Genomic DNA, 20,999 nt, shown 5'->3' with positions numbered 1-20,999 from the left:
TCGATATGAGCAACAGCATCGACGACATCGGCCGCCGCGGCTTTCTCATCGGCGCCGCCTCGCTCGGCGGCGGCCTAGCGCTCGGCCTCGACATCCCCTTCGGGAGCGAGACGGCGACGGCCGCGCCGCTGACAAAGCCCGAGGTCAACGCCTGGGTCGTGGTCAAGCCGGATGACACGGTGGTTATCCGAATTGCGCGGTCGGAAATGGGCCAGGGCACGCTGACAGGACTTGCGCAGCTTGTCGCCGAGGAGCTCGATTGCGACTGGACCAAGGTGACGACGGAATATCCCACGCCCGGCGAGAACGCGGCGCGCAGCCGCGTGTGGGGCGATTTCTCGACCGGCGGCAGCCGCGGCATTCGCTCCTCGCAGGATTATGTGCGCAAGGGCGGCGCCGTCGCGCGCGCCATGCTGATCCAGGCTGCGGCCAATGAGTGGAACGTTCCCGCGAAAGAATGCCGGGCCGAAAAGGGCGTGATCACCCACGCCGCCTCGGGCCGCGCGACGAGCTATGGCAAGGTCGCGGACGCGGCCGCGAAGCTCCCCCCGCCGGCCGACGTGGCGCTCAAGGACCCGCGCGACTGGAAAATCGCCGGCAAGGGCTTGCTGCGACTCGACACCTCCGACAAGACGACCGGCAAGATGACCTATGGCGTCGACGTCAAGCTGCCGGGGATGCTGAACGCCGCGATCAAGGCCTGCCCGGTGTTCGGCGGCAAGCTCGCGAGCTATGACGAAAGCAAGATCGCCAATTTCAAGGGCGTGAAGAGGGTCGTGCGCGTCGGCGACAATGCCATCGCCGTCGTCGCTGACACCTGGTGGCATGCGAAGACGGCGCTCGACGCGCTTCCCATTGTTTGGGACGAAGGCCCGAACGCCAAGACCTCCAGCGCCGACACGGCGAAATGGCTTGCGGAGGGCCTGCACGATTCGCAGCCCGCCGTCGCCGGCAATCAGAACGGCAGCGCGCAGGCGGCCATCGCCAAAGCCGCCAAGGTCGTCGAGGCCGTCTATAGCTATCCACACCAGAACCACGCGGCGATGGAGCCGCTGAACGCGACGGCGCTCTATACGCCCGACAAATGCGAGGTCTGGACCGGCACGCAGAATGGCGAGGCGGCTTTCGATGCGGTCGTTCAGGCTTCGGGCCTACCGCCCGAAAAATGCGACGTGCACAAGCTCATCCTCGGCGGCGGCTTCGGGCGTAAGGGCTTTACCGACTATGTGACCCAGGCGGTGCTGATCGCGAAGCAGCTTCCGGGCACGCCCGTGAAGCTGCTTTGGTCGCGCGAAGAGGATATGACGCAGGGCAAATATCACCCTGTCACGCAATGCAAGCTCACCGGCGCCTTCGACGCCGACAATAAGCTCACCGCCCTGCACATGCGCATTTCCGGCCAATCGATCCTTTCCAGCGTGCGGCCGCAGGCGGTGAAGAACGGCGTCGATCCGGCGGTGTTTCAGGGGCTGGCGGCGACGGGCGACGCGCAGATCGGCTATGATTTCCCCAATCTCCTCGTCGAACATTCGATGCGGAACCCGCCCGTCCCGCCGGGCTTCTGGCGCGGGGTCAACATCAACCAAAACGCCATCTATCTCGAATGTTTCATGGACGAGCTCGCCCATGCGACCGGCGAGGACCCGCTAGCCTTCCGGCGCAAGCTGATGGCGAATCATCCCAAGCATCTCGGCGTGCTCGAGGCCGTCGCCGAGCGCGCCGGCTGGAACAAGCCGGCGCCGGAAGGCATTCATCGCGGCATCGCCGGCTATATGGGCTATGGCAGCTATGTCGCAGCGGTCGCGGAAATCTCAGTCGCCGCGGACGACAAGATCAAGATCCATCGCATCGTCGCGGCGACGGACCCCGGCCACGCGGTCAATCCGGCGCAGATCGAGCGTCAGATTTCCGGCTCTTTCGTCTATGGCCTCTCCGCGCTCTTTCATGGCGGGATCACCATCAAGGACGGCCGCGTCGAGCAGGAGAATTTCGACAGCTACGAGTCGATGCGCCTCAAGGATATGCCGAAGGTCGAATCCATCGTCATGCCGAGCGGCGGCTTCTGGGGCGGCGTCGGCGAACCGACCATCTGCGTCGCCGCGCCAGCGGTGCTCAACGCCTATTTCGCGGCGACGGGCAAGCGCATCCGGTCGATCCCGCTCAAGGAAGCAAACATCAGATTCGTCTAAACGAAGCGAGGTCGGCGGGCGTGTCGACGTCCGCCAATATGTTTGGGTCGTCGAGCGGAAGTTCGACGACGCCCTCGCTCGAACGCAACAGGCGCCGCGCGCCTTCGTCGCCCTGAAGCCGAGTCAGTTGCGGGAAGAGCGCGCGCGCGAGCAGAACCGGGTTTCCCCACCAGCCCTGGCAGACCGGAACGACGGCGGCGCAATGGGGTGCGTCTCCGAACGCCATGATGAGCGCATCGAGAACCGGCGCTGCAACGCCCGGCATATCGCCGAGTAGAACGAGCGCGCCATCCGCCTCGGCGGCGGCGGCCAGTCCGGCGCGTAGCGAGGACGCCAAGCCATTCGCGAAATCTGCGTTATGCGCATAGCTGATCGACAGGCCGGCGAGGGCCGCCGCGATCTGGTCGCGCTTATCTCCTGTCACGACAATGACGCGGCTTGCACGCGAAGCGAGCGCCGCCTCGGCGACGTGACGCAACAGAGGCTTCCCATCGAGCGGCGCCAAAAGCTTATTTTCGTTCGCGCTGAAACGCGCGCCGCGCCCGGCTGCGAGAATGATGGCGGCGACGTTCGGCGTCCCGCTCATCAGCCTGCGCCACAGCTTGTTGCAGTGGCGTGCTGCAGCAGCTGGCGCAGCGGCTTCTGGCCGCGCGCGAGAATGACTTCCGCCAGGATCGACACCGCGATCTCGGCCGGGCTTATGGCGGCGATGTCGAGGCCGATCGGCGCACGCAGGCGCTCCAGCGCGAAGGGCGTTACCCCGCTTGCTTTCAGGCGTTCGGCGCGCCGCGCATGAGTGGCGCGCGATCCGAGAGCGCCGACGTAGAAGCAATCCGAGGCGAGCGCGAGGCGCAGCGCGGGGTCGTCGATCTTGGGATCATGCGTGAGAATCGCGATCGCGGTGGCGGCGTCGAGCCCGATCTCCGGCAGCGCCTCGTCGGGCCAGCGCATATCGAGCCGGGCCTGGGGGAAGCGCTCGGCCGAGGCATAGGCGCCGCGCGGGTCGATGACCGTCACGTCGAAACCGGCAAGGGTCGCAATGGCCGCCAGCGCCTGCGCGACATGCACCGCGCCGACGACGAGGAGACGAGGCCCCGGTCGGTGGTGACTGATGAAAAGCCGCCGTCCTTCGTGCAGGACGAGTCCGCTGTCGCCGTCGCGCAATTGCGCGGGTAGCGCGCGCGGGTGCGCCGCAAAATCACCCGCGCGAATAAGCTGCATCGCGCCGCCATCCAGCGGCGTGATAACGGCGCAGGGGCGCCGAGCGGCGATCTCGCCATTCAGGGCGGAAAGCAAGACGAGGCGGTCTGGGTCAATTCTCTCGACATGAACTGCAATGCGCCCGCCGCAGGAGAGGCCGACGCGCCAGGCGACCTCGTCAGCGACGCCAAACTCCAGAAAACGCGGCGCGCCGTCGGCTATGGCGTCCTGGGCCGCCGTTATGACCTCTCCCTCGACGCAGCCGGCGGATACCGAGCCGCAGAAGGCCCCCGCTTCGTCGACGGCAAGATGGGAGCCCACGGGGCGCGGCGCCGATCCGAAAGTTTCTACGACCGTTGCAAGGGCGACGCCCCGTCCCATCCGACGCCAGCTCTCGGCCTGACGCAGAACGCTGGCGTCATCTACGGGCGCCGAAAGACTGGTCTCGTTCACGCGCATGCCTCCGCCGTCGAGCGGACGCGTCGCCGCTCGCCCTTTAATTATAGCAAAAGCGTAGGATTTGAAGCCTCAATCGCGCAGCGACACGCCGGTAACCATGCCGTCATCGAACCAGCTCGCCAGAAATTGCGCCAGCCGCTCGGGTTCGATGTCGCCCGATTGCTGGAAGGCCGCCATCTGGCAGATGTCGCCGAAGGCGCGGCCGGCCCTGGCTTCGCAGAGCGCGACATATTCCGCGGGCTCGAGCTCGCGATAGGCCGTCTCTTCATTGCAGCGCCAAACCGCAACGGTTTCGGTCCCCTCCGCGGGCTCGGACTCGAAGTCGCCTTCGCCAGCCTCCTCCCCTGGCTCCTCTTCATCCTCAGCCGCTGCATCTTGATAAGCGGCCAGGACGCCCGCCGGTTGCGCCAGCAGGATGAGGCTTGGATGGAATTCGAAAACGAGGCGCGGCGAGTCCTCGGGCGCAATGCCCGCGAGCGCCTGTATTGTGAACGGCTCGGCGTTCGGCGCGTCGAAGGCGTCGACCATCGCGCGCTCCAGAAACGCCATCGCAATCGCGCGCGCGTCGCCGCGCCAGGGCGCATGTTCGCGCATATAGTCTGGTAGGCCGGTCGTGTACCAACGGGCGTTGCGGCACTGCGGCGGATTGGCGGCCACATATTCGCCGATCAGCGCCTCGAAGGCGTCATCGCCGATCAGCGCGCGCAAGCCCGGATGATCCTCATAGAGAAAGCTCTCCAGCCGGATGCGGTAGCCCGACTGATAGACATGCAGAAGCTCGTCGCGCCCGGCGCCCCGCTGCGACTCGCGCAGCTCCTCCAGGAGCGGCGCATCCTCGTCGCTCGGGCCAGCGAGTATGCGCGCCTGGAATAGCGCCTGAAAGTCGGCGAGCTTCATGCCGCGCTCAACGCCTTTTCCGCCGCGATGCGGGCGTCTATGTCGCGCATGCGCTGCAATTCGTCGAGCAGCTCCGAGAAAGGCGGGAAATTGTCGTCGCGTTCGATCATCGCCGAAACGTCGCCGAAGCGGCGTCGCGCATGTTCGTAGAGCCCCCAGACCTCCTCGCAGATCGGCTGATCATGGGTGTCGACGCGATGCGTCTCGTGGTTCGTATGGCCTGCCATGTGGAATTGGACCACGCGCTCGACCGGAACGGCGTCGATAAAGGCGACCGGATCATAGCCGTGATTGAAGCAGGACACGAAGACATTGTTGATGTCGAACAGCAGCAGGCAATCGGCGCGCTCGGCCATCTCCTTCACGAAGTCCTGCTCACTCATCTCCGACGACACGAAGGAAACATAGGTCGAAGCGTTCTCGACCACGAGCTGGCGCTTGAGAAAATCCTGCACCCGGCAGATGCGCTCAACGATATGGTCGAGCGACTCTCGCGTATAGGGGATCGGCAGAAGGTCGTGCAGCGAGAGGCCATGGACGCCTGTCCAGGCGACATGGTCCGAGACCCAGGCCGGCTGCACGCGTTCGATCAGTGCTTTCAACTGGGCGAGATAGTCGAAATCCAGCGGATCGGTCGAGGCGAGCGACATGGCGACGCCATGCATGACGATCGGATAATCGGCGCGAACCGCGTCCAGCATCGAGAGCGGACGTCCACCCGCGACCATGTAGTTTTCGGAGATGATCTCGAACCAGTCGACCGGCGGCCGGTCCGACATGATCTCATCGTAATAGATGGGGCGGAGGCCAAGACCATAGCCGAGCGGGGCTGGCTTCTGCATTCGAACGTCCCCTGCCTAAAATGGGCGCCGGCCCCAGCGGAGCCGGCGCCAAAACCTTACTTCGTGTGGCACTTGCTCTTCATGTTGCAAGCGCCCTTGTTGTGGTGGCAGGACGACTTGTGATGGCAGCCATGGCGGCAGGAAGCCTTGCTCTTTCCGACATTGTGCTTGCAGACGCCGGTTTTGGTCATGCAGGCGGTCTTGCCGCCGCACTGGCCCTTGGACATATTGCACAGATGCGACCCATGGGCGGCGGCGGGGCTGACGACAGCGCCGCTGAGCGCCAGGCCGACAGCCGCAGCGGCCAACGCCGCCCCCGAAACGATTTTCGTCTTCATCCACTTCCTCCTTCGAAAAACCCCACGAGGGGCGATAATCGGCGCCGCCAATTGGCCTCGTGCGCCGAAACAGAATTACTTGCCCTCGCCCGGCTTTCCTTCGGCTGGCCTGGCGTCGGCGGGCGCTTCCTTGCTCTCGGCCTTGGCAGGGCAGCTGTTCTTGCCGCTGCATTTGTGCTTCTCGGCCGTCTCCTTGGATGGACGATGATGGGCCTTGTGCTTGGCCTCTGCAGGAGCGGCCCCAGCAATAGCGAGAGAGAGAGCAGCCGCAGCCAGGGCGGCGCCTGAAAGGATGTTCGGCTTCATAAAATTCTCCAGCACACGAACGCCAGACAGCCCCGAGCTCAGGCGTTGTCATTGGCGCCTGTCTAGCTAGCAGGTATTGGCTCAGATTGCGACACTATGCAGTGATTACTAATACAACGTGGCCGCAGCCGCTACAGAAGTGCGGCGCAACATGATAAAAGGCGCACGGCGGCGCTTGCGGGGCCGGCGACGCGCTGATAAAACCCCCAGCGCGTCGAACCTTTCGCTCGGCGCGTGTCACTTGGTTTTTGTGATCGGGCCGCGCCGGCCAGTTCGTTTTACGAACTTTTCGTCTTTGAGAGCGTTTTGCCGCGCCCGAGACGTTCCGATCGCCGAAACCCTCCGCAACGCCAACCCCAAGCCGGCGCCGCCCGACCAGGGCTCTCAGGAGAACAAATGTCCGCCACGACCGATCGCGCCCCCACGCGCGAAGATTTTGCCGCCCTGCTCGAGCAGAGCTACGGCGATAACGAGGCTTTCGAAGGTTCCGTCATCAAGGGGCGCGTCGTCGCCATCGAGAAGGACGTCGCCGTCATCGACATCGGTCTGAAGACCGAAGGCCGCGTCGCCCTCAAGGAATTCACCGGCTATGGCCGTGATCCCGCCCCCGCCGTCGGCGAAGAGGTCGAGGTCTATCTCGAGCGCGTCGAGAATGCGCTGGGCGAAGCCGTCATCTCGCGCGACAAGGCGCGTCGCGAGGAGAGCTGGGTCAAGCTCGAAAAGGCCTTCGAGACCAATGAGAAGGTCGAGGGCGTCATCTTCAATCAGGTCAAGGGCGGCTTCACCGTCGACCTCGACGGCGCCGTGGCCTTCCTGCCGCGCTCGCAGGTCGACATCCGTCCGATCCGCGACGTCGCGCCGCTGATGAACGTGCCGCAGCCGTTCCACATCCTGAAGATGGACCGCCGCCGCGGCAATATCGTCGTCTCCCGCCGCACGGTGCTGGAGGAGAGCCGCGCCGAGCAGCGTCACGAGATCGTCGCCAACCTCGAAGAGGGGCAGGTGATCGACGGCGTCGTGAAGAACATCACGGATTACGGCGCCTTCGTGGACCTGGGCGGCATCGACGGCCTGCTGCATGTCACCGACATCGCCTGGCGCCGCGTCAATCATCCGTCCGAGGTGCTGACCATCGGTCAGACCGTCAAGGTGAAGATCATCAAGATCAATCACGAGACGCACCGCATCTCGCTCGGTATGAAGCAGCTGCTCGAGGATCCGTGGCAGGGCATCGAGGCCAAATATCCGATCGGCGCGAAGTTCCATGGCCGCGTGACCAACATCACCGACTACGGCGCCTTCGTCGAGCTGGAGCCGGGCATCGAGGGCCTGGTCCACGTCTCCGAGATGAGCTGGACCAAGAAGAACGTCCACCCCGGCAAGATCGTCTCGACCAGCCAGGAAGTCGACGTTCAGGTGCTCGAGGTCGATCCGGTCAAGCGCCGTATTTCGCTGGGCCTCAAGCAGACCCTGCAGAATCCGTGGGAAGCCTTCGCCGAGAAGCACCCGGTCGGCTCTGAAGTCGAAGGCGAGGTCAAGAACAAGACCGAGTTCGGTCTCTTCATCGGCCTCGACGGCGATGTGGACGGCATGGTCCATCTCTCCGACCTCGACTGGAACCGTCCGGGCGAGCAGGTCATCGAGGAGTACAAGAAGGGCGACGTGATCAAGGCCCAGGTTCTCGACGTCGACGTCGAGAAGGAGCGCATCTCGCTCGGCGTCAAGCAGCTTGCGGGCGATCCCTTCGCCACCGCTGGCGGCGAGGACGGCGAGATCAGGAAGGGCGCCGTGGTCACCTGCGAGGTGATCGAGGTCAAGGATTCCGGCCTCGACGTGAAGATCGCCGGCTCGGATCTCACGACCTTCATCAAGCGCAGCGAGCTGGCTCGCGACCGCGCCGACCAGCGCCCCGAGCGCTTCGCCGTTGGCGAGAAGGTCGACGCCCGCATCACCCTGTTCGACCGCAAGGCGCGCAAGGTCGCCGTCTCGATCAAGGCGCTGGAAGTCGCCGAAGAGAAGGAGGCGATCGCCCAATACGGCTCGGCCGACTCGGGCGCGTCGCTCGGCGACATCCTCGGCGCGGCCCTGAAGGCCCGCGAAGAGGGTCCGAAGAAGGGCTAATCCTCCGAGCGATCTGAGGTTTGAAAATCGGAAGGCCTGCGCGACCCGCTCGCGCAGGCCTTTTTTTCGTTCGATGAACGCCGGGGACCGCCGATTTACCGTCCATTTACCATGCCGGCAGGCGCTAGAGCCCCGTTAACCTTAGTTTTTCCTAGATTTGCGCAACATGCGGCAAATGTTGACGCGCGCTGAGCGCGCGAGCGCCGGAGTTGAGCGATGCGTGCGACCTCTTTCGACCATAACCCTGCCGAAACCGTCTACCGGGGTCCGCTGCGTGCGCGGCCGGAGGGCGCCCAAGCCGCCCTGGGGATGGGCGTTGTCGCCTCTGTCATTCTCGCCGGCGCCGCATTACTGATTCGCCTGCCAGCGCCGACCCCCGAGACGGCGGACGCCGGCCCGGTCGCCGTCGAGACTCCGGCAAAGATCACGGCGAAGGCGTCGACGGAGATCGAAAGTCCGGTCGGGGCGGCGCTCGATATCGCCTCGACCGAGTTCAGGCGTGAGAAGAAAGTGGTCGCGGTCGGGGAGAAGAAAGACGGGACGCCACGCGTCGACAGCCTGACGATCGGGCAATTCGCCGGGAGCGGGACGTTCCTGCGCATCGACGTTCATCCAAATCTCGATCCCCGGGCGACGAACGCCGATTTCTACCTCGATATGAAGAATCACGCCTCGGCGGCCGGCCTCTCCGCCGCAAAGATCGCCCAGCGCTCGACGGTTTCCACTCGGTTCGGCGCCTTCGAGACGGCGGATATCCGCCTCGCCCAGACGGGCGGCGAAGGCGCCGAGGCGAGCGAACGCGCCTGCCTCGCCACGCGCCTCGTCGAACCCAAGGCGTCGCTCGAAATCGCCGGCATCGCCTGCGGCGCGGCGGGCAAGCCGATGGACCGCGTCGCCCTCGCCTGCGCTCTGGACAAGTTGAGCTATTCGGCGGGCGCCGACAACAAGGCGCTCAACGACTTCTTCCTCAATGCGGAGCTCGCGCGCGGCCCGGGCTGCGCCAATGTCTCGCGCGACGATCTCACGGCCTCCATCCCGCTGCAAAAGGCGGCGCACGCCAAGGCGAACGCCGGCAAGCCGAGCGTCAGCAAACCGGTCGCCAAAGCGAAGAAAAAAGCCCATGTGGCGGCGCAACCGGCGGCCGTCGTGCAGCAGGCGGCCGAAGGCGAACAATAGGCAAGCTTCGTCTCGCTTTTGCGGTGCGATACTATATATGATGTAGGCAAAGCGTCGAGCTCAAGAGGTTGGAGATGCGCAAAGGACTGAATTTCTCGGTGGGCCTCGCCTGCCTGATTGCGATCGCCGCGGGCGGCGACGCCCTCGCCAAGTCGCATCGCCGGCCTGCTTATTCCGTTTCGCATAGCCAGCTCGCCGCCAACGGCCGCGCCCCGGTCGAGGTCGAGCGCCGCAGCTGGCTTGATCCGGGCACCAAGGTGCCGGTTGGCAGCACCAACCGCTACATGCTGCAGCAGACCTATCTCAATCACGACCCGATCGAGGCCAATCAGCGCAGCTGGTATATGCAGGAGACCGCCCCGCAGCGGCCGCCCTACAACACGGACATGATCGTGCCCTACGACGAGGGCCTGCCGTTCGACTGGCCGTAAACGACTTGACTCGGGGAGCGACTTTCTTTAGCTCCCCATGATCCTGAGGCGGGAACGCCGCTTCAGGCCAGCACCCGTGGCGTTCGATCGTACGCCTGTCGGCCGGTGATCTTCCGGCAGAGGAGGGCGCGTTCTTCATCCCCGGCGCCGCCGGGCGCGTGTGAAGAGGCGCGATTTTGAAGGCGTTGCGCCCGAGCGATCCGCTCCGGGCGCTTTACCGTCTTTTTCGCCTCTCGCACATCGGACGCGATTATGAGAGGACGAAAGTAAAGTGACGAAGCGCGCAGAAGCCAAATATAAGCTCGATCGCCGCCTGGGCCAGAACATCTGGGGCCGCCCGAAGAGCCCCGTGAACCGCCGCGAATATGGCCCCGGCCAGCACGGTCAGCGCCGCAAGGGCAAGCTCTCCGACTACGGCACGCAGCTCAAGGCGAAGCAGAAGCTCAAGGGCTATTACGGCAACATCTCCGAGAAGCAGTTCCGTAAGTATTACGCCGAAGCCATCCGCATGAAGGGCGACTCGGGCGACAATCTCATCGGCCTGCTGGAGCGCCGTCTCGACGCGATCGTCTATCGCGCCAAATTCGTGCCGACGGTCTTCGCCGCGCGCCAGTTCGTCAATCACGGCCATATCCGGGTCAACGGCCGCCGCGTGAACATCCCGTCCTATCTCGTGAAGGTCGGCGATGTGATCGAGGTGAAGGAATCCTCGAAGCAGGCTGTGACGGTTCTTGAAGCTGTCGGCCTCGCCGAGCGCGACGTGCCGGAATATTACGACGTCGATCACTCCAAGATGACCGCCAAGCTCTCGCGCGTCCCGCACGCGACCGAGGTGCCCTACCCGGTCCAGATGGAGCCGAACCTCGTCATCGAATTCTATTCGCGCTGATCGACGACATACGCCTGCGGGCGACAAGTTTGCGGGCCCCGTTTCGGGGCCCGTTTCGTTTGTAAGACACGTATAGTGTCGCCTCGGGGCGCCGCTCCGCCTCTCGGCTCAGGCCCAATGCTTTATCGCATGTGCGGCGAAAGCATAGGCGATCCACAAGAACCCGACCGAAGACACGGTAAAGCTGAGCGCCGTATAGGCGCGCCAGATTTTCTTGCTCCAGAAGTTCGGGTCGAAAGCGGCAATCGTGAACACGGTTGGATTCGAGAAACCGCCAACCGCGACACACCAGCAGGCGACCACCGGCAACTCCACGCCGGCTCCATAGAATGCCGCGCCGAAGAGCGCCATCAGCGCATAGTCGACATGCGCCCTGATCATCGTCTTGTAATCGACGACGAAACGATCGATCGCTTTGATCGGAAACCACTTCGCCAGTGTCATGAGCCAGGCGGTCGTTATGAGGGCGGTGACGCAGGCGGCCGAACCGATGAGCAAGACTTCCAAGACGCTCTCCTTTTGAGTTTCGACCTCGAGTTGATCGATGCCCACTCATCGCGCGCGCTTGGTCAGCTTTCTTGGGAATACGACCTTCGCCGCTTTGGGAAATTTGCCCGACGTCGCGCCGAGACGCCGCCGCATCGTTGAAGGCGGTTGTGCCGTCGGCTACTTTTCGCGGACGCCCGCTTTCTTGTTCCGGAGCCTATGATGCAATTGATGCTTCGTCTCATCCTGCGCCTCATCGGCATCGTCCTGCTGTGCCTGGCGATCACAGCGGGCTGGGTGATGGCGGACGCCCACCGCACGATCGGCTCGGAGACGGTGGCCTCGGCCGAACGCAGCGCGATAGGGCTCGAAAATCTCTTCTGGCGCGAGATCCTCTGGCGTCGAAGCCTGCGCAACGATCGGCTGCTCTTGCCCCAGACCGAATGGGAAACGCTGGAGACGCTCAAGCTGATCGCGCCGGGCGTTTGCATCTCCTTCCGCTCCGGCGCCAATCAGGAACCGCGCCGGCTGTGCAGCCAGATCGAAGGCGTGGGCACCCCTGCCCCGCAATGGTTCGCCGCCGCCTATGAGAGCCTCTTCGGCGGGCAGCCGTCGGTCGCTCGTCGGGTTTCGGTGCGCGATCCCGACGCTCTCGTCGTCGCGACAGCCGATTCCGCCGCGGCGGTTCGTCAGGCCTGGCGCCAGATTTCGGTGGTCCTGACGGTCGCCGCGACAATGGCGATCGGAATTTGTTTCTTGGCCGCCTTCGCCATCGCCCATGCTCTGGCGCCGACCGGACGGATCGTGGCCGGCCTGCGCGATCTGGAGACCGGAAACTACCGGGGTCGCATAGACGTTGCGGACGCGGGCGAATTCGGCCTGATCGCCCGCGCCGTGAACGATCTGGCGGCGCGCCTTGCGCAAATCACCGCCGAGCGCATGGCGCTGACGAAACGCCTGTTCGAAGTTCAGGAGGAGGAGCGCCGCGCGCTCGCCCGCGATCTTCACGACGAGTTCGGACAATGCCTCACCGCGACCATCGCCTTCGCCGCGGCGATCGAGGCGGGCGCGCCCGATCGGCCCGACCTCGCGCAAGACGCACGCGCCATCGGTCGAACGGCCAAGCGCATGATGGCCACCCTGCGTCAGGCCCTCGCGCGGCTTCGCTCCCAGGATCTCGAGGAATTGGGCCTTGAGGCCTGCCTCATGCAGCTCGTGGCCGGCTGGAACGCGCAGACGTCGCCCAAGGCGGTCGTCCATCTCGATGTCTTGGGGAACCTCGCCGCCGTTCCCGCTTCCGTCTCGACGAGCCTCTATCGCATCGCCCAGGAATGCCTGACGAACGCCATGCGCCATGGCGATCCCCACGACGTCTATCTGCGAGTCGAGCGCCTCGCCGCCAATGACGGAATCATCGCTCTGACAGTTGAAGACGACGGCGGCGGCGACCCCGCCAGACTCGATCAGTCGACCGGGCAAGGGGTTCTGGGCATGCGCGAGCGCGTCGCCGCATTTGGCGGGAGGCTGACAATCGGCCAGGCCGCGAGAGGCGTCAAAGTCGCGGCGCAAATCCCCCTTGCCGCTTTGAGCGCGCCTGCCGCGATGGAGCTGCCGAGCGCAGCGTAATACCGTTTCCGCTTGAATAGCTCGCGTGGGGACTTGTCATTCCCGGCAAGCTAAAGGCCCGAGCGGGAATCCAGAGGCCACAAAAAGCGCTGGTTTTGCTCTGGATTCCCGATCGCTCGCTTTGCGAGCGTCGGGAATGACGAGCGCCGCAAGCGGCGTCTCCTTCTTCCTTTGTCGCCTCCTGCCCCCGCCCGCGCCCTCCTTCCTTGTTCAGCCAAGGACGCTGTATGATCCCCAAAAAATCTCAAAGGGGGAAACAACAATGTCTCAATTCCCGAACCGCCCGCGGCCGCAACCCCAGGAAGAACGCAGCCAGACGCCTTTGTGGTTCGCGATCACGGGCCTTCTCATCAGCGTTGCGAGCTTCAGCATGAAGGACCTGATGATTGGCGACGTCGTCTTTTGGGCGGGCGGCGTCTTCGCCGCCATTGCGCTCGTCTATTATTTCTTCCGGCCTACTCACGGCATTCCGACCAAGCGCAAATAGCACTCTCCTCTTCCGCCAAAGAATCTTTGCCCGAAGCGGCGGAGCGATTATGGTCGCTGCGCCCTCTCCCAAGGAACAGGCCAACATGTCGTTTTCGTTTTTCTCTCTTTCCCGCCGCCGCCTGATCGTCGCCGCCGGCGCGCTTTTCATCGCCGGTCCGGCGCTCGCCGACAAAGCCCCCGCCGGCAAGGTTTCGGTCGAGGAGCTGATGGCTCCGAACGCCCTGCCCGACATCGTCGAGGGCGACGCCAATGCGCCGGTGACGATCGTCGAATACGCCTCCATGACCTGCAGCCATTGCGCGGCTTTCCACCACGAGGTCTATCCGGCGCTCAAGAAGAATTACATCGACACGGGCAAGGCAAAATTCATTCTGCGGGAGTTTCCGCTGGACCCGCTCGCCACCGCCGCCTTCATGTTGGCGCGCGAACTCGGCGACAAGCGCGACGCGGTGGTGGATTTGCTCTTCGCGCAGCAGAAGAACTGGGCTTTCGTCGACAAGCCGCTGGATGGTCTCGCCAATGTGCTCAAGCAGGCGGGTCTCCCCCAGGATAAATTCGAAGCGATCCTGAAGGATCAGGCGCTCTACGAGAAGGTGAACGCCGTGCGCAACCGCGCCAATGAGAAGTTCGGAATCAACTCCACGCCGACCTTCTTTGTGAACGGCGACAAATATACCGGCGAAATCACCGTCGACGATTTTGGCAAGATCATCGCCGCGAAGACGCCGGCCAAATAAGCCAAGAAGGAAACTGAAGCACCGCGCGAATTGAGCAGCTCGAACGGCTTTGTCATGCCCGACGGGCCAAAGGCCCGATCGGGAGTCCAGAGCAAATATGACGACGCTGCTCTGGATTCCCGATCCTCGCTTCGCGAGCGTCGGGAATGACAACGAACCGGTCGAGCGGATTTCGCAAAGCACAGCTGCGACCCGGACGATCAGGCCTAAAACACTGTCCGCCGCTCCAGCGCCGCCGCCAGCGTGCCTTCGTCGAGATAATCGAGCTCGCCGCCGACCGGCACGCCATGGGCGAGGCGCGTTACTTTCACGCCGATCGGCACCAGGAGATCGGCGATGTAATGCGCCGTCGTCTGGCCGTCGACGGTGGCGTTGACGGCGAGCACGATCTCGCGAACCTCCCCGGCGCGCGCGCGCTCGATCAGACTTGCGATCGTCAAATCTTCCGGCCCGACTCCGTCGAGCGGCGAAAGCACGCCGCCGAGCACATGATAGCGCGCATTGAGCAGCCCCGCGCGCTCCAGCGCCCAGAGATCGGCGACCGTCTCGACCACCACCAGGATCGAGGGATCGCGCCGCGCGTCGCGGCAGATGGTGCAGGGGTCGCTCGTATCGATATTGCCGCAGACCGAACAACCGACGATCTTCTCCTGCGCGACGCGCATGGCGTCGGCAAGCGGGCTCAGAAGCTCCTCGCGCTTGCGGATGAGATGCAGCACGGCGCGCCGCGCCGAGCGCGGACCGAGCCCCGGCAGCCGCGCGAGAAGCTGCACGAGCCTCTCTATTTCAGGACCAGCGACGCGTTCAGCCATCGAGCGCTTCCGTCATTGCGAGGAGCGGCAGCGACGAAGCAACCCAGAAGCGTCATCACGGCTCTGGATTGCTTCGCTCCGCTTGCAATGACGGTCCATGATTTGGATCAGAATGGCAGCTTGAAGCCCGGCGGCAGTTGCAGCCCCCCGGTCATCGCCTTCATCTTCTCCGCCATCACCTCGTCCGCCTTGGCGCGCGCCTGCATATGGGCGGTCAGGATCAGGTCTTCGAGGATTTCCTTCTCCTGCGGCTTCACGAGGCTCTCATCGATGAAGATCGACTTCATCGCGCCCTTGGCGGAGAGCTTCACCCGCACCAGGCCGCCGCCCGCCTCGCCCTCGACCTCGACGTTTTCGAGTTCGAGCTGCGCTTCGGCCATTTTGGCCTGCATCTGCTGCGCCTGTTTCATCAGGCCCATGAAGTCCATCATCGACGCTTCTCCTCAATCTTCCTCGGGCGGCGACATGTCGTCATATTGCTCATCCGCCTCCTCCACGCCAGCGCGCGAGGCTTGGTCGTCCCTGCTGCGCACGGCGATAATCTGCGCCCCCGGAAAATGCGCCAGCACGCTGGCCACAACCGGATCAGCCTCCAGCCCCGAGCGGCGCTCGCGCTCTTGCGCGTCGCGCTTTTCCTTCAGCGTCGGCGCGCCGCCGGCGGCGACGATCGACACCATCCAGCGCTCATTTGTCCAGAGCTGCAGCCTCTGCATCAAAGCGGACGCCAACTCGCGCGAACCGCCCGGCGCGAGCTCGAATTCGATACGCCCTTGCTCGAAGCGCACCAGCCGCACGTCGGATTCGAGCGAGATTTTCAGCCGAATCTCGCGTTTTTCCTCGGCGAGGGCGACAAGCGCCTCGAAGCTTGCGATAGCCACGCCGGGCGCGGCGGGCGCAGGCTGCGCCAAGGCGGGCCTCGCGGCGACAGGCCCGCGTGAGACCGGCGCGGCGATGCTCGTTGCAACGGGCGCGCCGCGCGGGGCGCTCGCAGGGGCGGTCGGCGCAGCGGCCGCTCCCGGCGCGCCGTAGCCGAGTTGCTTGAGCACGTCGCCGGGCGTCGGCATATCGGCGGCATAAGCCAGCCGCACGAGCACCATATCGGCCGCCTGCAAGGGCCGCTGCGAGCCGCGCAGCTCGTCGACGCCCTTCATCAAAATCTGCCAGGCGCGGGTCAGCGCCGGCACGGAGAGCCGCTCGGCGGCGTCTTGCCCGCGTCGCTTTTCCTCCGGCGTCAGCGCGGCGGACTGCGCCGTCTCCGGCGCCAGCTTCAGGCGCGTGGCCAGATGGGCGAACTCCGCCATTTCCAGAAGCGCCTGCGCCGGATCGGCCCCGCCGTTATATTGGTCTTCGAGCAAAGCGATGGCCTTGGCCACGTCGCCCGCCATCACCGCCTCGAAGAGGTCGATCACCCGCGACTTGTCGGCGACGCCGAGCATCAGCCGCAGATCGTCGGCTTTAATCGCTCCATTGGCGCTGTGCGCCGAGCCATAGGCGATCGCCTGGTCGAGCAGCGACAGCGAATCGCGGACAGACCCTTCCGCCGCGCGGGCGATCATGGCGAGGGCGTCGTGCTCGATCTCGACGCTCTCCTTGTCGCAGATTTTGCGGAGATGCTCGGCGAGAAGCCCGGCGTCGATGCGGCGCAGATCGAAGCGCTGGCAGCGCGAGCGCACGGTGACCGGCACCTTGTCGATCTCGGTCGTGGCGAAAATGAATTTCACATGCTCCGGCGGCTCTTCCAGCGTCTTCAGCAGGCCATTGAAGGCGGCCTTGGAGAGCATGTGCACTTCGTCGATGATATAGACCTTGGTGCGCGCCATCACCGGGCGATAACGGGCGTTGTCGATGATCTCGCGGACGTCGTCGATGCCGGTGTGGGAGGCGGCGTCCATCTCCAGCACGTCGACGTGGCGGGAGTCGATGATCGCCTGACAATGCACGCCGAGCGCATCCATATGGATCGTCGGCTGGTTGACCGCCGGGCGGCCGTCCGCGGCGGGCAGCTCGTAATTGAAGGCGCGGGCGAGAATGCGGGCGGTCGTGGTCTTGCCGACGCCGCGCACGCCGGTCAGCAGATAGGCCTGATGGATGCGGCCGAGATCGAAAGCGTTCTCGAGCGTGCGCACCATCGGCTCCTGGCCGATAAGATCGGCGAAGCTCGAAGGCCGATATTTGCGCGCAAGGACGCGATAGGCGGCGGGAGGCGCGCCGGCGCCTTGCGGATCAGAAAACAGCGCGTCGTCCATGACGAAGTACTAAAGGCTTGCGAACGCCTTTTCTACCGCCCTGCGGCAAAAATCTAACGGCTTCGCCCATCGTAATGCGCCGGCTTCAACGCACGTGGGTCGACGCCATCAAGGCAGTTGACGTTCACGGCGACCGTCGGCGCGCCCTCCGCCGTCTCGCCATAAGCGAAAGGCTCGATCCCGCAGATTTTGCAGAACTGGTGACCGATCTTCTTCGAGTTGAAGCGATATTCGGTCAGCGCCTCGGCGCCCTTTTGCAGGTGGAACTTTTCTGCGGGCGCGAAGCTCAACACCGAGCCCAGCCGCTGGCATCGGGAGCAATTGCAGGTGATGGTGTGGTCGAGGTCGAGCGTCGCATCGAAGACGACGGCCTGACACTGGCAGGAGCCGCGGTAAGACGCCTCACTCATCAGCAGCTCCTCGCGCGGACCAAAGGTAGGAGGCTGGACGAAGACCCGCTCAAGCTCGTTAGGGCTGCTTCCTTCCGGATCTGACCCGGTTGGCGAGTGAAACGTCCAACGCCAACCTCCCGGGCCCTATGTGGCAGAGGTCGCACGGCGATGCAAGAGGGCTCGTATACTATCCGCGTATCAATGACACGCCGTTGAAGCCATCACCTTTCTCAAGGCGTCGGCGCTCACGGGCTTCGTCAGATGCTGGTCGAAACCCGCCTCAAGGGCTCGCTCTCGATCTTCGTCTCGCCCCCAGCCGCTCAGAGCAATCATGCAGAGGCCCGCGCCTTCGCGCATGGCGCGTATCCGCCGCGCAGCTTCATAGCCGTCGATCGCCGGCATGCCGATGTCGAGGAAGGCGACATCGGGCTTGAATTCGACCACGCAGGAAAGCGCCTCGACGCCGCTGAAGACGACCCGAACCTCGGCACCCATGGTTTCGAGCAACAAGGCCAGGCTATTCGCGACGTCGACCTCGTCGTCGACAACCAGGACCCGTCGGTAAAGCCGCATCGGCGTGACGCCATCAGCGCTTTCGCAATCATTGCTCGCGGTAGTCGCCAAAGGCAAAGTCACGATAAATTCACTACCCTGATCGGAGCCGCGGCTATACGCGACCACGCTGCCGCCATGCATTTCGACAAGGCTCTTCACGAGGGCGAGCCCAATGCCGAGGCCACCCTGCATGCGGCCTGCGGCCCGGTCGGCCTGCGAAAAGAGATCGAAGATGTGGGACAGCATTCCCTGAGGAATGCCAATCCCATCGTCTACCACGCTGACAATAGCGCGCTCCCCGTCCCGCTTGAGCGAGACCTCGATATGGCCCTCGGGCGGCGTGTATTTCGCCGCGTTATTGAGGAGATTTGCGAATATTTGCGTGAGGCGCACCGGATCGCCGTCTACGACCAGCGGCTCCTCCTCCAGCGAGACGCTCAAATTGTGACGCCCGTTCGCGATCAGAGGCTCGCTTATCTCGAAGGCCTGATGGATTGTTTCGGCGAGGGTGACAGGGCGTCGCTTGAGCGCGACCTTGCCGGTCGTAATGCGGGACGCCTCTAGAAGATCGTCGACAAGCTGGACGAGATGGTCCGTTTGCCGTTCGACCATCGCGAGCAATCTGCCTGCCTTGTCTTTGGCTCCCGCGTCGTCCCCCAAGCTTCTCAAAACATAAACCGCGCTTCGGATGGGCGCCAGCGGGTTACGCAGCTCATGCGACAGCGTGGCGATAAACTCATCCTTCTTGCGATTGGCCGCCTTCTGCTCATTGAGCGCGTCGCGAATTTGGTACTGCAGGCGGCGCGCCTCGATGGCGGCGCGAAGCGCGCTGACCAGCGTGCGCCTCGGAACGGGCCGTTCCAGGAAGCTGACATTGGGCCGTATTTCGAGCGCACGCAGCAACGGAAAATTATGGAAGGAGGCGCCTCTCCCCAGCAGGACGACAATCGGCAAGGAAGACCAAGGGGGGTCCGCGCCAAACAGCGCCCCCAATTCACCCGGGTGAGCGCGCGGCAGCGCCTCCTCCGAGACCATTACCGCGCCCGCTCCTCCGGCAATCTCCAGGCAGAGTTGCTTCAGATCGCAACAGACGCAGCTACGCAGGCCCGTGCGGCTGAGCGTCTGCTGGGCGAGAACAGCGTCGCGGCCATGCGGCGTGAGGATCAGAACGCGAAAATCCTTCCCGTCGCCGCCGGCTCCGCAGGAGTCGCGCCAACTCATTCATATCCCCTTCCGGCTGGCCTCATCCGCGAAGACAGGCGTGCCGGTGAGCACCCCGCTAAACCCTTCGAGAGGTTCGCTGACATCAATGCGGCCGTTCCCCACCGTGAGTTCACGAATTGTGTGTTCGTGCCCGCCAGTCCGCTTCTTGACGACCGACAAAGCCTTATGAAGGGCGCCCTTCATCTCGAAGTAACGCAGCAAGAAGACATTGTCGGCGAGGAAGCTGAGATCGATCGGCGTCGCCATCTCCAGACCGAGAATCCCGTGCTGGGTGAGAGTGATCAGTATCATGACCTGGCGACGGCTCAGATAGGAGATGAGCTCCCTGATGTGCAGGAACACGCTCGGCTCCTCTGTCGCAGACTGAAGGTAACCGTTCAAAGTGTCGATGACCACCACCTTCGCGCCATCCGCTTCGACGTGACGGATGAGAAGGCTGGCGACCTGGCCCGCGCTGAGCTCCGCCGGATCAAGGTGTATAATGCTGACAAGCCCTGCCTCCTTTGCAGCTCTCATTTTGAGTCCGAGACCCTCGCTTCGCGTCATATAGGTTTCGACATTCTCGTCGAAGAGAAGCACGCAGCTTTTTTCGCCGCGCGCCGCCGCAGCAATCACGTAAAGCGTGGATATTGTTGACTTGCCGATACCGGCGGGCCCAACGACGAGCGTGCTCGAGCCGCGCGGAATACCGCCGCCGGTCAGCGTGTCGATTTCTGGAATTCCGCTTTCGAGCGCCTCCGAACACGGGGCGTCCGCATAGCTCTGCGCGACGAGCCGGGGATAGACCTCGAGCCCCCCCGTCATGATCGTGAAATCATGCGCGCCACTCAGATATCGGCAGCCTCGAAGCTTGCGAACCCTGAGGCGACGCCGATCGGCGCCGTAATGGAAATCGACTTGCTGCAGCTCGATAAGACCGTCGGAAAGCGTCTGGCTGCGCAAGTCCTTTTCGGTCATCGAGGCTTCGTCCAGCATCACGGTCGTGCAGGCGCGCGCGGCCATGAAATCCCGAATGCGCTTGAGCTGGCGTCGATGGAAGGCGGGCGTGGGCGCGACTATTCTCAGGCTCGAAATCGTGTCGAGGACCAACAGCGTCGGCTTTAATCTTTCTACTTCCGAGAAGAGGTGCTGGAGCGTTTCGCCGATCTCCACCTCGGCTTCCGGAAAAAGCGTATAATCCAAGGCGGGAGCCTCCTCTGCGCCGCTGCACCCCTCCGATAATGAGGTGACGTGAACGCCTTCCAGACTCCAGCCGTGGGATGCGACGATGAGCTTGAGCTGCTCGGGCGTCTCGGCGTTGGAGGCCAGCAGGCAGGTCTCTCCCCTCTGCGCGGCGGCAAGCAGAAACTGCAATGCGACGGTCGTCTTCCCGCTGCCAGGAGGCCCCTCGACCAAGATCAATGCGCCGCGCGGAAGCCCTCCCTGCAAGACCTCATCGAGGCCCGGAACGCCAGTCAGAAAGCGGGAGATTTCGATCATCGTTTGGGGCATCGCCGCGAGAACCCTGCTTTTTCGATATAGGGACAATCAAACCACTCCAGTAGCACGCCAACAAGCAGCTTTGGAAAGAGCCTGGTAAAGCGA

At 64.0% G+C, this 20,999-nt stretch carries 21 protein-coding genes and 1 other RNA gene; 8 read left to right on the top strand and 14 right to left on the bottom strand.

The genetic code is table 11. The features are described 5' to 3' along the window. Positions 1 to 5: 5 nt before the first annotated feature. Positions 6 to 2,189 carry a xanthine dehydrogenase family protein molybdopterin-binding subunit gene (locus OGR47_RS03465; protein ID WP_165051253.1) on the top strand — a complete coding sequence of 728 codons (2,184 nt, stop codon included), beginning with the start codon at positions 6 to 8 and terminating at the stop codon, positions 2,187 to 2,189. On the opposite strand, the gene OGR47_RS03460 is transcribed toward OGR47_RS03465, so the two are convergent. From OGR47_RS03460 to OGR47_RS03435, 6 genes are all read right to left on the bottom strand, one after another. Further along, on the bottom strand, positions 2,176 to 2,775 hold the full coding sequence (locus OGR47_RS03460) for a nucleotidyltransferase family protein (RefSeq protein WP_165051254.1): 600 nt from the start codon (positions 2,773 to 2,775) through the stop codon (positions 2,176 to 2,178). The two genes, OGR47_RS03465 and OGR47_RS03460, sit on opposite strands and share 14 nt — an antisense overlap. Continuing rightward, positions 2,775 to 3,842: an XdhC family protein gene (locus tag OGR47_RS03455; RefSeq protein ID WP_246729657.1), complete on the bottom strand. Its 1,068-nt coding sequence runs from the start codon at positions 3,840 to 3,842 to the stop codon at positions 2,775 to 2,777. Before OGR47_RS03455 ends, OGR47_RS03460 begins: the two co-directional genes overlap by 1 nt. 75 nt (positions 3,843 to 3,917) lie before the next feature. Then, complete coding sequence (locus tag OGR47_RS03450; protein WP_165051260.1) at positions 3,918 to 4,745, bottom strand: DNA-binding domain-containing protein; 828 nt, start codon at positions 4,743 to 4,745, stop codon at positions 3,918 to 3,920. Further along, the gene (locus OGR47_RS03445; protein ID WP_165051262.1) at positions 4,742 to 5,587 is read right to left on the bottom strand and encodes a DUF692 domain-containing protein; all 846 of its coding nucleotides are present in this window, start codon (positions 5,585 to 5,587) and stop codon (positions 4,742 to 4,744) included. Before OGR47_RS03445 ends, OGR47_RS03450 begins: the two co-directional genes overlap by 4 nt. A gap of 56 nt (positions 5,588 to 5,643) precedes the next feature. Further along, positions 5,644 to 5,925, bottom strand: coding sequence for a hypothetical protein (locus tag OGR47_RS03440; RefSeq protein WP_165051264.1), 282 nt, complete (start codon positions 5,923 to 5,925; stop codon positions 5,644 to 5,646). Positions 5,926 to 6,000: 75 nt separating this feature from the next. Beyond that, positions 6,001 to 6,231 carry a hypothetical protein gene (locus OGR47_RS03435; RefSeq protein WP_165051266.1) on the bottom strand — a complete coding sequence of 77 codons (231 nt, stop codon included), beginning with the start codon at positions 6,229 to 6,231 and terminating at the stop codon, positions 6,001 to 6,003. A gap of 396 nt (positions 6,232 to 6,627) precedes the next feature. On the opposite strand from OGR47_RS03435, the gene rpsA reads away from it, so the two are divergent. The 4 genes from rpsA to rpsD all read left to right on the top strand — a co-directional run bounded on the left by rpsA (position 6,628) and on the right by rpsD (position 10,848). Beyond that, positions 6,628 to 8,352, top strand: coding sequence for a 30S ribosomal protein S1 (gene rpsA, locus OGR47_RS03430; RefSeq protein WP_165051268.1), 1,725 nt, complete (start codon positions 6,628 to 6,630; stop codon positions 8,350 to 8,352). A gap of 216 nt (positions 8,353 to 8,568) precedes the next feature. Further along, complete coding sequence (locus OGR47_RS03425; protein ID WP_165051271.1) at positions 8,569 to 9,528, top strand: hypothetical protein; 960 nt, start codon at positions 8,569 to 8,571, stop codon at positions 9,526 to 9,528. Between the two features lie 74 nt (positions 9,529 to 9,602). Next, the gene (locus tag OGR47_RS03420; protein ID WP_165051273.1) at positions 9,603 to 9,959 is read left to right on the top strand and encodes a hypothetical protein; all 357 of its coding nucleotides are present in this window, start codon (positions 9,603 to 9,605) and stop codon (positions 9,957 to 9,959) included. A gap of 271 nt (positions 9,960 to 10,230) precedes the next feature. Next, positions 10,231 to 10,848 (top strand): 30S ribosomal protein S4, encoded by a 618-nt coding sequence (gene rpsD, locus OGR47_RS03415; RefSeq protein WP_165051284.1) that lies wholly within the window; start codon positions 10,231 to 10,233, stop codon positions 10,846 to 10,848. Positions 10,849 to 10,956: 108 nt separating this feature from the next. Here rpsD and OGR47_RS03410 read toward each other — a convergent pair whose 3' ends face one another. Continuing rightward, complete coding sequence (locus OGR47_RS03410) at positions 10,957 to 11,355, bottom strand: hypothetical protein (RefSeq protein WP_165051287.1); 399 nt, start codon at positions 11,353 to 11,355, stop codon at positions 10,957 to 10,959. A gap of 210 nt (positions 11,356 to 11,565) precedes the next feature. Here OGR47_RS03410 and OGR47_RS03405 point away from each other — a divergent pair, with 210 nt between their 5' ends. From OGR47_RS03405 to OGR47_RS03395, 3 genes are all read left to right on the top strand, one after another. Beyond that, a complete protein-coding gene (locus OGR47_RS03405) occupies positions 11,566 to 12,960 on the top strand; it encodes a histidine kinase (RefSeq protein ID WP_371824411.1) in 1,395 nt (464 codons plus the stop codon). Positions 12,961 to 13,222: 262 nt separating this feature from the next. Then, a complete protein-coding gene (locus OGR47_RS03400; RefSeq protein WP_165051290.1) occupies positions 13,223 to 13,447 on the top strand; it encodes a hypothetical protein in 225 nt (74 codons plus the stop codon). 85 nt (positions 13,448 to 13,532) lie between these two features. Further along, the gene (locus OGR47_RS03395; RefSeq protein WP_165051293.1) at positions 13,533 to 14,186 is read left to right on the top strand and encodes a DsbA family protein; all 654 of its coding nucleotides are present in this window, start codon (positions 13,533 to 13,535) and stop codon (positions 14,184 to 14,186) included. A gap of 206 nt (positions 14,187 to 14,392) precedes the next feature. Here OGR47_RS03395 and recR read toward each other — a convergent pair whose 3' ends face one another. From recR to OGR47_RS03360, 7 genes are all read right to left on the bottom strand, one after another. Further along, the gene (recR, locus tag OGR47_RS03390; protein ID WP_165051295.1) at positions 14,393 to 14,998 is read right to left on the bottom strand and encodes a recombination mediator RecR; all 606 of its coding nucleotides are present in this window, start codon (positions 14,996 to 14,998) and stop codon (positions 14,393 to 14,395) included. A 107-nt stretch (positions 14,999 to 15,105) separates the two neighbouring features. Beyond that, positions 15,106 to 15,429 (bottom strand): YbaB/EbfC family nucleoid-associated protein, encoded by a 324-nt coding sequence (locus OGR47_RS03385; protein ID WP_165051297.1) that lies wholly within the window; start codon positions 15,427 to 15,429, stop codon positions 15,106 to 15,108. Positions 15,430 to 15,441: 12 nt separating this feature from the next. Next, positions 15,442 to 17,244: a DNA polymerase III subunit gamma/tau gene (locus tag OGR47_RS03380; protein WP_165051300.1), complete on the bottom strand. Its 1,803-nt coding sequence runs from the start codon at positions 17,242 to 17,244 to the stop codon at positions 15,442 to 15,444. A 53-nt stretch (positions 17,245 to 17,297) separates the two neighbouring features. Beyond that, positions 17,298 to 17,654: a GFA family protein gene (locus OGR47_RS03375; RefSeq protein WP_165051302.1), complete on the bottom strand. Its 357-nt coding sequence runs from the start codon at positions 17,652 to 17,654 to the stop codon at positions 17,298 to 17,300. Between the two features lie 24 nt (positions 17,655 to 17,678). Beyond that, an RNA gene (gene ffs, locus OGR47_RS03370) (signal recognition particle sRNA small type) lies at positions 17,679 to 17,775 on the bottom strand. A gap of 59 nt (positions 17,776 to 17,834) precedes the next feature. After that, positions 17,835 to 19,412: an ATP-binding protein gene (locus tag OGR47_RS03365; RefSeq protein WP_165051304.1), complete on the bottom strand. Its 1,578-nt coding sequence runs from the start codon at positions 19,410 to 19,412 to the stop codon at positions 17,835 to 17,837. Then, positions 19,413 to 20,894, bottom strand: coding sequence for an ATPase domain-containing protein (locus OGR47_RS03360; protein WP_246729658.1), 1,482 nt, complete (start codon positions 20,892 to 20,894; stop codon positions 19,413 to 19,415). Positions 20,895 to 20,999 lie beyond the last annotated feature (105 nt).

The sequence above is a fragment of the Methylocystis sp. MJC1 genome (genome assembly GCF_026427715.1).
In the GTDB taxonomy this organism is placed as follows: Bacteria; Pseudomonadota; Alphaproteobacteria; order Rhizobiales; family Beijerinckiaceae; genus Methylocystis.
Note: the sequence above shows the minus strand (reverse complement) of the source record. Positions and strands in the feature narration are given on the sequence as shown.